This is a genomic window from Nocardia sp. NPDC049149 (assembly GCF_043197455.1).
In the GTDB taxonomy this organism is placed as follows: Bacteria; Actinomycetota; Actinomycetes; order Mycobacteriales; family Mycobacteriaceae; genus Nocardia.
In genome coordinates this window covers 1-13220 of sequence record NZ_JBICTD010000001.1, presented here as the reverse complement: position 1 = coordinate 13220, position 13220 = coordinate 1, and the positions used below count along the sequence as shown (strand labels likewise).

Annotated in this window: 12 protein-coding genes; 3 read left to right on the top strand and 9 right to left on the bottom strand. The window is 67.3% G+C overall.

The genetic code is table 11. The annotated features are described in order from the left end of the window. Nucleotides 1-66: 66 nt before the first annotated feature. Nucleotides 67-243: a hypothetical protein gene (locus ACGFNJ_RS00060; protein ID WP_167837705.1), complete on the top strand. Its 177-nt coding sequence runs from the start codon at nt 67-69 to the stop codon at nt 241-243. Nucleotides 244-296: 53 nt separating this feature from the next. Here ACGFNJ_RS00060 and ACGFNJ_RS00055 read toward each other — a convergent pair whose 3' ends face one another. The 6 genes from ACGFNJ_RS00055 to ACGFNJ_RS00030 are packed head-to-tail and all read right to left on the bottom strand — an operon-like array spanning nt 297 to nt 8398. After that, entirely contained in the window at nt 297-2246 is a 1950-nt protein-coding gene (locus tag ACGFNJ_RS00055; protein ID WP_393441672.1) for an acetoacetate--CoA ligase, read from the bottom strand. 30 nt (nt 2247-2276) lie between these two features. Continuing rightward, nucleotides 2277-3089 (bottom strand): HpcH/HpaI aldolase/citrate lyase family protein, encoded by an 813-nt coding sequence (locus tag ACGFNJ_RS00050; protein WP_393441670.1) that lies wholly within the window; start codon nt 3087-3089, stop codon nt 2277-2279. Continuing rightward, a complete protein-coding gene (locus tag ACGFNJ_RS00045) occupies nt 3086-3595 on the bottom strand; it encodes a MaoC family dehydratase (RefSeq protein WP_393441668.1) in 510 nt (169 codons plus the stop codon). The genes ACGFNJ_RS00050 and ACGFNJ_RS00045 overlap by 4 nt, the downstream gene beginning before the upstream one ends. Beyond that, nucleotides 3592-4752, bottom strand: a complete 1161-nt coding sequence (locus ACGFNJ_RS00040) for an acyl-CoA dehydrogenase family protein (protein ID WP_393441666.1) — start codon at nt 4750-4752, stop codon at nt 3592-3594. The genes ACGFNJ_RS00045 and ACGFNJ_RS00040 overlap by 4 nt, the downstream gene beginning before the upstream one ends. Continuing rightward, complete coding sequence (locus tag ACGFNJ_RS00035) at nt 4749-6794, bottom strand: biotin carboxylase N-terminal domain-containing protein (RefSeq protein WP_393441664.1); 2046 nt, start codon at nt 6792-6794, stop codon at nt 4749-4751. The genes ACGFNJ_RS00040 and ACGFNJ_RS00035 overlap by 4 nt, the downstream gene beginning before the upstream one ends. 5 nt (nt 6795-6799) lie before the next feature. Beyond that, nucleotides 6800-8398 carry a carboxyl transferase domain-containing protein gene (locus ACGFNJ_RS00030; protein ID WP_393441662.1) on the bottom strand — a complete coding sequence of 533 codons (1599 nt, stop codon included), beginning with the start codon at nt 8396-8398 and terminating at the stop codon, nt 6800-6802. 93 nt (nt 8399-8491) lie between these two features. Here ACGFNJ_RS00030 and ACGFNJ_RS00025 point away from each other — a divergent pair, with 93 nt between their 5' ends. Then, nucleotides 8492-9085 (top strand): TetR/AcrR family transcriptional regulator, encoded by a 594-nt coding sequence (locus tag ACGFNJ_RS00025; RefSeq protein ID WP_393441660.1) that lies wholly within the window; start codon nt 8492-8494, stop codon nt 9083-9085. Nucleotides 9086-9114: 29 nt separating this feature from the next. Here ACGFNJ_RS00025 and ACGFNJ_RS00020 read toward each other — a convergent pair whose 3' ends face one another. Both ACGFNJ_RS00020 and ACGFNJ_RS00015 read right to left on the bottom strand, forming a co-directional pair. Then, complete coding sequence (locus ACGFNJ_RS00020; RefSeq protein ID WP_393441658.1) at nt 9115-9861, bottom strand: 3-hydroxybutyrate dehydrogenase; 747 nt, start codon at nt 9859-9861, stop codon at nt 9115-9117. Further along, nucleotides 9858-11243, bottom strand: a complete 1386-nt coding sequence (locus tag ACGFNJ_RS00015) for an MFS transporter (protein WP_393441656.1) — start codon at nt 11241-11243, stop codon at nt 9858-9860. The genes ACGFNJ_RS00020 and ACGFNJ_RS00015 overlap by 4 nt, the downstream gene beginning before the upstream one ends. Nucleotides 11244-11383: 140 nt before the next feature. Here ACGFNJ_RS00015 and ACGFNJ_RS00010 point away from each other — a divergent pair, with 140 nt between their 5' ends. Then, nucleotides 11384-12304 carry a LysR family transcriptional regulator gene (locus tag ACGFNJ_RS00010; protein WP_393441654.1) on the top strand — a complete coding sequence of 307 codons (921 nt, stop codon included), beginning with the start codon at nt 11384-11386 and terminating at the stop codon, nt 12302-12304. 12 nt (nt 12305-12316) lie between these two features. Here ACGFNJ_RS00010 and ACGFNJ_RS00005 read toward each other — a convergent pair whose 3' ends face one another. Next, nucleotides 12317-13075 carry a hypothetical protein gene (locus tag ACGFNJ_RS00005; protein WP_393441653.1) on the bottom strand — a complete coding sequence of 253 codons (759 nt, stop codon included), beginning with the start codon at nt 13073-13075 and terminating at the stop codon, nt 12317-12319. Nucleotides 13076-13220 lie beyond the last annotated feature (145 nt).

Sequence of the window (13220 nt, the reverse complement as noted above, 5' to 3'; positions counted from 1 at the left end):
GCGGTCGCTGGTGTTTGTCGTGCCGGAAAACGGTTGTGGTGGTGGGCCTTCCGAAAGGAGTTCATCATGACGTTCGCATTTCCCCGGGAACTACCGCTGTGGCCAGGACTCGTCTATTCGGCCCGTCGCACCATGGCCAGGTATCGGCTGACCCCCGACGAGCGCCGCAATCTCGTCGCGGCACGCGCGGCGCGGGCGGCCATCTTCACAGCGTCCATGGGCGGACATTCCTACTACCGGTAACGGTGGCTGCGTGGTCATCCCCGTCGGTACGAACGGGGATGACCAGGCTTTCCTCATGGCGCAGTGGCGGGCCGGATGGTGGCGTACCAGTCGAGCAGGTCCGGGTTGTCGACCGCGCTGCGTTCGACGACGCGGGCGGGGTCGGCGCCCTGGAAGAGCTTTTTGATGGGCACTTCCAGCTTCTTTCCGGTGCGGGTGTGTGGAATGCCTGGGGCGACCAGGATTTCGTCGGGGACGTGCCGCGGCGACACCTCGGTGCGAATGGTGGTGTTGATCCTGGTCTTCAGGTCGTCGGTGAGCTCGGCGCCGGGGGCGAGCACGATGAACAGGGGCATCCAGTAGCCGCCGTCGGGTTGCTCGGCGCCGATGACCAGGGCCTCGGCGATCTCGGGGAGCCGCTCGACGGACTGGTAGATGTCGGCGCTGCCCATCCGGATGCCGTGCCGGTTGAGCGTCGAGTCGGAGCGGCCGTGCACGACGACGGTGTCCCGCTCGGTGATGGTGATCCAGTCGCCGTGCCGCCAGATGCCCGCGTACATGTCGAAATAGGCGTCGTGATACCGCTTTCCGTCGGGATCGTTCCAGAAGCGGACCGGCATGGACGGCATGGGCTTGGTGATGACGAGCTCGCCGACTTCGTCCCGCACTGGCTGTCCCGCGGTGTCGAAGGCGTCGAGTGCCGCGCCGAGGAAGCGCACGGAGAGCTCGCCGGGCCAGGCCGGGACGGTGGGCGCCCCGCCGATGAAGGCCGAAACCACGTCGGTGCCGCCGCTGATCGAGTTGACCTGCACGTGCTCACCGGTGTTCTCCCCGAGCCACACCGCCGACGAGGTGGGCAGCGACGCACCGGTGATGCCGACGGTGCGCAGCGCGGCCAGATCGTGTTCGGTGCGCGGCACCGCGCCCGCTTTGATGCAGGCGAGCACGTAGCCGGGGCTGGTGCCGAGCACGGTGGTCTTGGTCTCGGCGGCGATGCGCCACAACGCATCCGGCGCCGGATAGGTGGGGCTGCCGTCGTAGCAGACGATGGTCGCGCCCACCAGCAGGCCGGCGATCTGGAAGTTCCACATCATCCAGCTCGGGCTGGTGTACCAGAAGAAGGTGTCGTCGGCGCCGATATCGGATTGCAGCGCAACGGCTTTGAGGTGTTCCAGCAGCACGCCCCCGTGGCCGTGCACGATGCCCTTCGGCAACCCGGTGGTGCCGGAGGAGAACACGATCCACAGCGGATGGTCGAAATCGACCGGCTCCGTGGTGATCACGGCCGGAGCCGCCTCGTCGGTGGCGATCGCGTCGCGCCACGGCGTGGCGTCGGTGACCTCCAGTCCGAGCTGCGAGACGACGATCGTGCCGCTGAGGCCGGCGAAACCGGCCTGCAGTGCGGCGATGTCGGCGCGCTTGTCGTGCGCCTTACCACCGAAGCGGTACCCGTCGGCCGTGATCAGCACCGTGGGTTCCAGCTGTCCGAGCCGATCCAACGCGGCCTTGGGCGAGTAGTCCTGACCGCACGCGCTCCAGACGGCGCCGATGCTCGCGGTCGCCAGGAAGGCGACCACCGCCTCCGGAATGTTGGGCAGGTACCCGGCCACCCGATCGCCGGGCCGGACGCCGAGGGCGCGCAGGGTGCGCGCCAATGCCGCGGTGTCGTCGATCAATTCGGCCCAGGACACCTCACGGATCGGCGCGTCCTCGGCGAGCGCGAGGATCGCGGGCCGGTCGGTGCGGAACTGCCGGACGACCTGGTCGACGTAGTTCAACCGAGTGCCGGGAAACCATTGTGCGCCGGGCATTTCCATGCTGGAGATGACCTCGCCCGCGACCTCGCCCAGCTCGAAGTAGTCCCAGACCGCCCGCCAGAAACCGGCGAGATCATCGACGGACCACTGCCACAATGTGCGGTAGTCCGGCGCGGCAACCCCGGTGCGCGCCTCGACGAACGTCGCGAAATCGGTGATGCGTGCCTGCGCGATGTCCGCTTCGGTCGGCACCCATTGTGGTTGCACCGTGTTCCTCCTGGCTGTTCGAACTGGTGGTCAGGCGCGGTCGGCGCGCCGCACGATCTGCTCGGCATGGCGCAGCACGGGGGCGTCGACCATGCGACCCTCGAATGCGAACACGCCGCGATGGCGGGGTACCTCATCGAGCACCCGCCTGGCCCAGTCCACCTCGGTCGCCGATGGTGCGTAGGCCGTGCGGATGACTGGGACCTGACTCGGGTGGATGGCGACCTTCGCATCGAATCCGCTGGCGACGGCGTCCAGCGATTCGGCGTGCAGGCCCTCGAGATCCTTGATGTTCAGATACACCGAGTCGAGCGCGAACTTGCCGTACGCCTTGGCCGCAAGCAGGGTGGTCGACCGAACATGGCGCGCGACATCGCGATAGCTGCCGTCGTCGTGCCTGCTCGAGTTGCCGCCGAGCCCGGCGATGAGATCCTCGGCGCCCCACATCACGCCGATCGCGTTGCGCGCCATGGCCGCTCGGCCGACGGCGAGCGCGCCGAGCGGCGACTCGATCAGTGCGATCACCTCGTACTCGGCCAGCGCCGAGAGCTGTTCCGCGGATTCACATTTCGGCAGCATGATGCGCCGATACCTGGTGTCGGCCAGCGCGGCCAGGTCGAACGGGTGCTCGTCGGAGCCGACGGCGTTGATCCGGACCACGGTGGTCTCGGGATCCAACGGGGTCTCGACCAATGCCTTGCGGGCGGCCGTCTTGTCGCCCGCGGCGACGCCGTCCTCCAGGTCGAGGATCACCACATCCGCTGCCGCGGCGGCCTTTTCGTAGCGTTCGGGCCGATCGGCCGGGCAGAACAGCCAGGCGGGGCCTGGCACCTCCCAGGTCATGGCTGCTCGGCGCTGGGTCGCAGCCGGATCATCGCGTTGCGCACCGCAACCGCGACGACAACGCCGTGCTGGTTGCGGGCGGTGTGGCGGAAGGTGACGATGCCCTCGCCGGGCCTGCTCTTCGACACTCGTTTGTCGAGTACCTCGGTTTCGGCGTAGACGGTGTCACCGTGGAACAGCGGGGCGGGGAACTTCACCTCGGAGAAGCCGAGATTGGCGACCGTGGTGCCCTGGGTCAGGTGCGCCACCGCGAGGCCGACCATGGTTCCGAGGGTGAACAGCGAATTGACCAGGCGCTGATGGAACGGCTCCTGGGCGTCGCTGTAGGCCGCATCGATGTGCAGCCCTTGCGGATTCATGGTGAGGGTGCTGAACAGCACGTTGTCGGTCTCGGTCATGGTGCGGCCAGGCCGGTGCTCGTAGAGCACGCCGGTCTCGAGCTCCTCGAACCACATGCCGGTCTGCACGACCCTGCGCAGATTCGTTGTTTCGCCGGTGCTGGTCATAGTCCGAGCTCCCGTCCGATCAGCATCAACTGCACCTCCGTTGTGCCCTCACCGATTTCGAGGATCTTGCTGTCCCGATAGTGCCGGGCCACCGGGTATTCGTTCATGAAGCCGTAGCCGCCGAAGATCTGGGTGGCGTCGCGCGCGTTGTCCATGGCCGCCTCGCTGGACACCAGCTTGGCGATGGACGCTTGCTTCTTGAACGGCTTGCCCGCCAGCATCAGTGCCGCAGCGTCATAGTAGGCCGTGCGGGCCGTGTGGGCGCGTGCCTCCATCCGGCCGATCTTGAACGCGATGGCTTGGTTGCGGCCGATGGCCTGTCCGAAGGCCTCGCGTTCTTTGGCGTAGCGCACGCTCTCGTCGACACAGCCTTGCGCAGCACCGACCGAGAGTGCCGCGATCGCGATGCGGCCCTCGTCCAGGATGCGCAGGAAGTTGGCGTAGCCGCGGCCGCGCTCGCCGAGCAGGTTCTCCTCCGGCACTCTGACATCGGTGAAGCTCAGCGGATGGGTGTCCGAGGCGTTCCAGCCGACCTTGTTGTAGGCGGGCTCGGCGACGAAGCCCGGTGTGTCGGTGGGCACCAGGATGGTGGAGATTTCCTTCTTGTCGCCGGTCTGCCCGGTCACCGCGGTGACCGTCACCAGGCGGGTGATATCGGTGCCGGAGTTGGTGATGAACTGCTTGCTGCCGTTGATGATCCAGTCACCGCTGTCGACCACCGCGGTGGTCCTGGTGCCGCCCGCGTCGCTGCCCGCTCCCGGCTCGGTGAGCCCGAACGCGGCGAGCGAACGGCCACTGGTCAACTGCGGCAACCATTCCTGTTTCTGCTTGTCGTTGCCGAACCGGTAGATCGGCATCGCACCGAGGGAGACACCGGCTTCCAGGGTGATCGCCACGCTCTGGTCGATCTTGCCGAGCTCTTCGAGGGCGAGGCACAGTGCGAAATAGTCGCCGCCCATGCCGCCGTATTCCTCCGGGAACGGCAGGCCGAACAGGCCCATGTCGGCCATGCCCGAGACGACCTCGTAGGGGAAGGTGTGGTTGGCGTCGTGTTCGGCGGCCACCGGAGCGACCACCGACCGCGCGAAGTCTCGCACCGTCATGGCGAGATCGCGGTATTCCTCCGGCAGGGTGCCGGTGGACAGGAAGTCGGTCATGCTGGGTTTCCTTCTGGCTCAGTGGAGTTCGGGTCGGTGGCCGGTAGGTCGGCGGGCACGGTGATGCGGGCGAGCACCTGGTCGAGACGTACTTGTGTGCCGGGGGTCACCAGGATCTCGACGGTGCCCGCGACCGGTGCGGTGAGCGAGTGCTCCATCTTCATCGCCTCCACGATGACGATCGGCGCGCCCGCGGCAACGGTCGTGCCGGTTTCGATCGGTACCGCGATCACCGAACCCGGCATGGGGCTGCGGATTTCGGCGTCGCCGACGTGCTCGGCGACGCCGCGCACGCTCGCCTCCGCCATTTCGCGCAGCACGGCGCTGCCCGACGGTCCGGCCAGCCAGATCTGTCCATCGCCTTCGGCGACGCGGTACTCGCGGCGCAGGCCGTCCAGTGTCAGCGTCAGCACACCGCCAGTGAAAGCCGCAGTGACAGCGACGGATTCGCCTGTTCCGACGCGCGCTGTCGCGGCGTCGGGCGTGCCGGTGAAGGACACCTGCTCGACCCGGTCGCCGCCGGCGAGCCGGAGCGAGGTCGGCGCGGCGTCGCCGATCCGCCAGCCGGACGGGGCCTGCCACGGGTCGGCCGATGCCGTGGCCCAGCGGCCCAGCCATCGGTACGCGGCCGCGGCCAGAAATTCGTCTTCGCCCACCGGGGCCGGGTGGAAGTCGGCGACCCGCCGATCCAGCAGTGCGGTATCCAGCTGTCCCGCCGCGACATCCGGGTCGGCGAGCAGGAAGCGCAGGAACTCGATATTGCTGGTCACCCCGAGCAGCACGGTATCGCCAAGTGCCCGATCGAGTTTCGCGATCGCCGCGGTCCGGTCGGCGCCGTGCGCGATGACCTTGGACAGCATCGGGTCGTAATCGCTGCCGACCACCGTGCCGACGCGCAGCCCGGAATCGACCCTGACGCCGACCCCGTCCGGCTCGGACAGGTCGAGCACCGTGCCGCCGGTGGGCAGGAAGCCCCGACCGGGATCCTCGGCATACACCCTGGCCTCGATGGCATGCCCGATCATCCGGATCTCGTGCTGCTGCACGCCGAGCTTCTGCCCGGCCGCGACCCTGACCTGGCACTCCACCAGGTCGACGCCGGTTACCAACTCGGTGACCGGATGTTCCACCTGCAGCCGGGTATTCATCTCCATGAAGAAGAACTCGTCGGGCCGGTCGGCGGAGACGATGAATTCGACGGTGCCTGCGCCGACATAGTCGACGCTGCGCGCGGTGTTGCACGCGGCCGCGCCGATCTTGGCCCGCGTCGCCGCGTCGAGCAGCGGCGACGGCGCCTCCTCGATGACCTTCTGATGCCTGCGTTGCAGACTGCATTCGCGCTCGCCGAGATGCAGGACGTTGCCGAACCGGTCGGCGAGGACCTGGACCTCGATGTGCCGCGGCCGGGTGACGAAACGCTCCAGGAACAGAGTGTCGTCGCCGAACGCGGACGCGGCCTCACGGCGGGCGCTGACCAGCGCCTCCGGCAGGTTGGCCGGGTCGTCGACCAGCCGCATGCCCTTGCCGCCACCACCGGCGGAGGGCTTGACCAGCACCGGGTAGCCGACCTCGGCCGCCGCCTCGATCAGGTCGGCATCGGTGAGGCCTGGCCTGGCGATGCCTGGCACGACCGGGACATTGAAGGCGGACACGGTGTTCTTCGCGGCGATCTTGTCGCCCATCACCTCGATCGCCTTGGCGGGCGGGCCGAGGAAGGCGATGCCTGCGGCGTCGAGCGCGGCGGCGAACGCGGCGTTCTCGGACAGGAATCCGTACCCGGGGTGCACGCCTTGGGCGCCAGTGCGCACGGCCGCGGCGACGACCTTGTCGATGTCGAGGTAGCTTTCGCGGGCCGAGGCCGGGCCCAAGCGCACCGCGGTGTCGGCCTCGTGCACGTGCCTGGCGTCGGCGTCCGCGTCGCTGTAGACCGCGACCGAGCGAATCCCCATGGCGCGCAAGGTCTTGATGACCCGGACCGCGATCTCGCCGCGATTGGCCACGAGAATGGTGTCGAAACCGACGGGATGAGATTTGTTCAGCATCGCAGTCACATCCGGAAGACGCCGTAGGAAACGGGTTCGAGCGGCGCCTGCGCGCACACCGAAAGGGCAAGTCCGAGGACGGTTCTCGTGTCCGCGGGGTCGATAACGCCGTCGTCCCAGAGTCGGGCGGTCGAATAGTAGGGGTTGCCTTGGCTTTCGTACTGCTCGCGGATGGGCGCCTTGAACGCCTCTTCCTCTGCGGGTGACCACGGCTGACCGGAGCTGTCGAGCTGGTCACCGCGCACCGTCGACAGGACGGACGCGGCCTGCTCGCCGCCCATCACCGAGATCCTGGCATTGGGCCACATCCACAGGAAGCGCGGCGAATACGCGCGCCCGCACATCGAGTAGTTGCCTGCGCCGTACGAGCCGCCGATCACCACGGTCAGCTTCGGCACCCGCGCGCAGGCGACCGCGGTGACCATCTTGGCGCCGTGCTTGGCGATGCCGCCCGCCTCGTAGTCGCGCCCGACCATGAAACCGGTGATGTTCTGCAGGAACAGCAGCGGGATCTTGCGCTTGTCGCACAGCTCGATGAAATGCGCGCCCTTCATGGCGGATTCGCTGAACAGCACGCCGTTGTTCGCGACGATGCCGACCGGATGGCCGTGGATGTGCGCGAAACCGGTCACCAGCGTCTTGCCGTACTCGGCCTTGAACTCGTGGAAGCCGCTGTCCGCGTGCGGATCACCGTCGACAAGGCGGCTGATCACCTCGCGGACGTCGTACGGGCTGCGCAGGTCGACCGGGACCACGTCGTACAGCTCGTCGGTCGGTGCGGCAGGTGCCACCGTCGGCCGGATCGCCCACGGGCTCGCTGGGCGCGGGCCGAGAGTGGCGACGATGCGGCGCACGATGCGCAACGCGTCCTGGTCGTCCTCGGCCAGATGATCGGTGACTCCCGAGACGCGCGAATGCAATTCGCCGCCGCCGAGCTCCTCAGCGGTGACCACTTCGCCGGTGGCCGCCTTCACCAGCGGCGGGCCGCCGAGGAAGATCGTGCCCTGATTGCGGACGATCACCGCCTCATCGCTCATCGCTGGCACGTACGCGCCGCCCGCCGTGCACGAGCCGAGCACCGCGGCGATCTGCGGAATTCCCTTGGCGCTCATGGTCGCCTGGTTGTAGAAGATGCGCCCGAAGTGCTCGCGGTCCGGGAACACCTCGTCCTGCTCGGGCAGGTAGGCGCCGCCGGAATCGACGAGATAGACGCAGGGCAGCTGATTCTGCAGCGCGATCTCCTGCGCGCGCAGATGCTTCTTCACCGTCATCGGGTAGTAGGTGCCGCCCTTGACGGTGGCGTCGTTGGCCACGATCACGCATTCGCGGCCGGAGACCCGGCCGATCCCGGTGATGATTCCGGCGCCGGGGGAGTCGTCGCCGTACATCCCGGTCGCGGCGAGCGGGGAGAGCTCGAGGAACGGGCTGCCCGGGTCGAGTAGCTGGTCGACTCGTTGCCGCGGCAGCAGCTTGCCGCGCGCGACGTGGCGGTCCCGCGCCTTCGCGGGTCCGCCGAGCGCGGCGGCGGTCAGCCTGGCGCTCAGGTCGTCCACCAGCGCCTTGTGGGCGGCTCGGTTGTCGACGGCCTCTTCGGTAACGGTCATGAGGTGATCCTGTCCTTCAGTTAGTCACCGATAACTAGAATTCAGGTTAATCTTGGTTAACCGAGATGTCCAGGTAGGGCGAAAGGAGCGCGTGTGACCAGCATCGACACCGGCACGCTCACCCGCCGCGAACAGCTGAAGGCGCAGCGAAGGCAGCAGCTCCTCGACGCGGGCGCCCGGCTCATCGCGGACCGGGGATTCGTCGGCATGCGCTTGGACGACCTCGGTGCCGCCGTCGGCATCAGCGGTCCGGCGGTCTACCGCCACTTCCCCAACAAAGAGGCGTTGCTCGTCGAGCTCCTCGTCGGGGTCAGCCAGCGGCTGCTCGACGGCGGCAAGAACGTGGTGGCCAGCACGACGTCGGCGCAGGAGGCGCTCGGCGCGCTCGTCGATTTCCACCTCGACTTCGCGCTCGGGGATCCCGAGCTCATTCGGATCCAGGATCGGGACCTCGAGAACGTGCCGACCGCCGCACGGCGCGAGCTGCGCCGCACCCAGCGCCAGTACGTGGAGATCTGGGTCGAGGTGCTGCGCGAGCTGCACCCCGGGCTACCCGAGGAGACGGCGCGGGTGCAGGCCCACGCCGCGTTCGGCCTGATCAACTCGACTCCGCACAGTGCGACGAAGGCGACCGCCACCCGTGCGCGGCCCATCCTGCGTCGAATGGCGTTGAGTGCCTTGGGTTAGGCGCCCGTTGCCCGCGCTCGGGTGCTTGCTCATCGAGCGCTCCAGCCGCCGTCCATCGTGTAGGACGCGCCGGTCACCATGCCCGCCTGCGCGGACGCCAGCCAGCCGACCAGCGCGGCCACCTCGTCCGGCTCGACCAGCCGTTTGATCGCACTCTCGGTGAGCAGGATCCTTTCCAGCACCTCCTGCTCCGGGATGCCGTGCGCCGCGGCCTGGTCGGCAATCTGCTTGTCCACCAACGGGGTTCGGACATAGCCGGGATTCACGCAGTTGCTGGTGACACCGTGCCTGCCGCCTTCCAGCGCGGTGACCTTGGACAGGCCCTCCAGCCCGTGCTTGGCCGTCACGTAGGCGGACTTGAACTCCGAGGCCCGGAGCCCGTGCACCGACGAGATATTGATGATCCGGCCGAAGCCCTGCCGATACATGTGCGGCAGGGCCGCGCGGATCAGCAGGAACGGCGCCTCGACCATCAGCGTCAGCAGGGTACGGAAATCGTGCGGAGCGAAATCCTCGATCGGGCTGATGCGTTGTACCCCAGCGTTGTTCACCAGGATGTCCACCTCGAGGTCGAGGTTTTCCAAAGCCTCGACCTCGAGCAGATCCACCGCCCATGACGTGCCGCCGAGCTCGCGGGCCAGCGCCTTGGCGCCGACCTCGTCGATGTCGGCCAGGGTGACCGCCGCCCCGCGCGCGGACAGTTCCCGCGCGCAGGCCGCGCCGATCCCGCTTGCCGCGCCGGTGACCAAGGCGGAACGTCCTGCGAGGTCGGTCATTTGGCGGCCACCGGAGCGGGCTTGGCGGCCAGATACTCGGCGTCGGCGAGGTCGATGCTTGCCAAATCCAGGCCTTTCGTTTCGCGGGCGACGAGCACGGCGACCACGGTGACGGCCGCGGCGATGGCGAGATAGATCGCGATCGGCACCGCGGATTTGTAGGTGTTGAGCAGGCGGACCGCAATGATCGGCGCCAGCGAGCCCGCCACGATCGAGGTGACCTGATAGCCGAGGGACACACCGGAATACCGCATCCGGGTGGGGAACATCTCCGCCATGATCGCGGGCTGGCCCGCGTACATCAGCGCATGGAACACCAGGCCGATGATGATGGCGAACAAGATGACCGCGTTGTGGCCGCTGTCCATCATCGGGAAGGCGAAGAAGCCCCATGTCCCCGCGGTGAGCGCGCCGACCAGATACACCGGCTTCCTGCCGAAGCGGTCGGACAGGTTGCCCGCCACCGGGATCATCACGAAGTGCACGGCATGCGCCGCGAGCAGCCACCACAGGATGACCTTCGTGTCGACGTGCACCTGCACCTTGAGGTAGGTGATGGTGAAGGTGACCACCAGGTAGTACAGGATGTTCTCGCCGAAACGCAGGCCCATCGCGGTGAGTACGCCGCGCGGGTAGCGCTTGACCACCTCGACGACGCTCAGCGATGTCGCCTTGATCTGTTCCACTTCCTGTTGTGCCGCAACGAAAATGGGTGCGTCGGTGACCTTCGTGCGGATGTAGTAGCCGACGAGGACGACCACCGCGGACAGCCAAAAGGCCACGCGCCAGCCCCAACTGAGGAAGGCAGCGTCGGACAACCACGTGGTCAGCACCAGCAGCACCAGGGTGGCCAGCAGATTGCCCATCGGCACGCCCGCCTGCGGCCAGCTCGCCCAGAAGCCGCGACGGCGGCTCGGACTGTGTTCGGCAACAAGGAGTACCGCGCCACCCCACTCGCCGCCGACCGCGAAGCCCTGGATGAAACGCAGGACGACCAGCAATGCGGGTGCCCAGTACCCGATCTGGCCGAAGGTCGGCAGACATCCCATCAGGAACGTCGCGCTGCCGACCAGGATCAGGCTGAACTGCAGCAGCTTCTTGCGTCCGTACTTGTCGCCGTAGTGTCCGAAGACGATGCCGCCGAGCGGGCGTGCGGCGAACCCGACCGCGTAGGTGACGAACGCGGCGAGGATCGCGTCCAGATCGCTGGTGCCCTTGGCGAAGAACACCTTGCTGAACACCAGCGTCGCCGCGGTGCCGTACAGGAAGAACTCGTACCACTCGACGACCGTGCCCGCCATCGACGCGGCAACCACCCGTTTCAGCCCGGTCGGCGCCTTTCCTGGCTCATCCGCCGGCCACAGTGCGCTGCGCACGCTCATCGAACTCTCCTTCGTGCCCGGGCTCACAATCACGCTCATGTGTGACCGGCCCCACAAATCTTCGGCTGCACCGAGTATTCGTGCACATAACGATGTCCGCAATGCCCAGATCCGCACGACGCATCTGCGAGAATGCACATATGAGCGTGCTGTCCTCGGGATCCTCCCGACGACCGAGCGCCGACGACCTCCTCGTGCTGCTCGCCGTCGGCCGCTCCGGGCGCTTCGTCACCGCCGCCGACGAACTTGGCCTCAACCACACCACCATCTCGCGCCGCATCACCGCGCTCGAACAAACCCTCGGCGGACGCGTCCTGACCCGGGTCGCCGGGGGCTGGGAACTCACCGACCTCGGCCGGGAAGCATTGGTGGCGGCCGAAGCCGTCGAGTCGGCGGTGCAATCTCTCGCCGCCGACGCCAGCGGAAATCGGGTGCTCGAGGGGGTTGTCCGGATCTCGGCCACCGACGGATTCAGCGCATACCTCGCCGCCCCTGCCGCCGCCGAGGTGCGGCGGCAGCATCCGGGGATCACCGTCGAGATCGTTGCCACCACCCGGCGTGCCTCCACCCAGCGCTCCGGCCTGGATCTGGAGGTGGTGGTCGGCGAACCACAAGTCCACCGCGCCAAGGCGATTCGCCTCGCCGACTACTGCCTCGGCCTCTACGGTTCCCGTGACTATCTCCGCGAACACGGCACCCCGGCAACCATCGACGACCTCGCCGACTACCCCCTCGTCTACTTCATCGATTCCATGCTCCAGGTAGACGACCTCGACCTGGCCTCCAGCTTCGCCCCCGCCATGCGCGAATCCGTCACCTCCACCAACGTTTTCGTCCATGTCGAAGCAACCCGCGCCGCCGCAGGCATCGGCCTGCTCCCCTGCTTCATGGCCGACCGCCACCCCGACCTGGTCCGCGTCCTGGCCGACGCCGTCAGCGTCGAGCTCACCTACTGGCTGGTCGCCCGCCCCGAAACCCTCCGCCGCCCTGAAGTATCCGCCTTCGTCGACGCCCTTCGCGCCAAGGTCCACCACGAACGAAACGCCCTACTGGGCAAATAGCGCTACACAGAGCTACTCAACGCCGATATCCTCGGCGGCGGTGGCGTTGGCGGCACGGCGGAGCCAGGCGTCGAATTGCTCCCGATCTGTGCACTCCTGAATCCGCGTTCTGATCTTTTCCGAGACAGTGAGCCCTCGTGCTTCGAGCACCGTCAGGAGCGCCTCTGCTTCACCCTCGAAGTAGTAGGTCCGGATGAGCTCATTTTGGTACTCGTAGCCAGCGGTCATGACGCTCTCCAGGAAGTGTCGGGCGGCCTCGGGCAAGAGGCCCGATACCAGGTCAATGTACCTCGTGCCCCCGGGCCCCGGGAGTACGCAGGTGGCGAGGACGGTCAGGATGGCTTCGCGGTCCGGATGGCTGCCGTGTGCGATAGCCGAGAGGACCGTCAGCTCGGGGTTGGCTGTCGCGGCCTCCGCGTCGGTGACTACTGGGATGTCGGCAGGGCTCAGCACCAAGGGCTTGAGCGTGAACTCGGGGGCGACGGTAATGGGTTTGCGGCAATGCGTAGCAGTGCGTTGGTCTGGGCAGAGCACGAGCAGGATAGTCGGACACTTCAACCGAGCACGGAGCGTTGTCAGGTAAACCGGCCAACTCCAAGTCTTGTCTTTGTCCGGCTGCAATTGAATTTCTATTACCACCGCTACGGCAGGGGTGGTTCCCTCTGCAAACACCACGACGAGGTCGGCGCGGTACTCGGTGGGGTTGATGTCGGGAAAGTCGCCAGATTCCAAACGGGCGTGGTCGTATTCGGGTAGCTGGGTGTCCAGCACGGTCGTTAGCAGTTCGGCGGCCAGTTGCGGACGTTGCCGGAACAGGTCGACTAGGCAGTGTTTCGAAGTGGTGAGGGCGGGCCGGTTGGCCCGCCCTCATTGGTGTCGTAGCCATTGGTTGATTGCGGCGATGTGGATGGTGGCC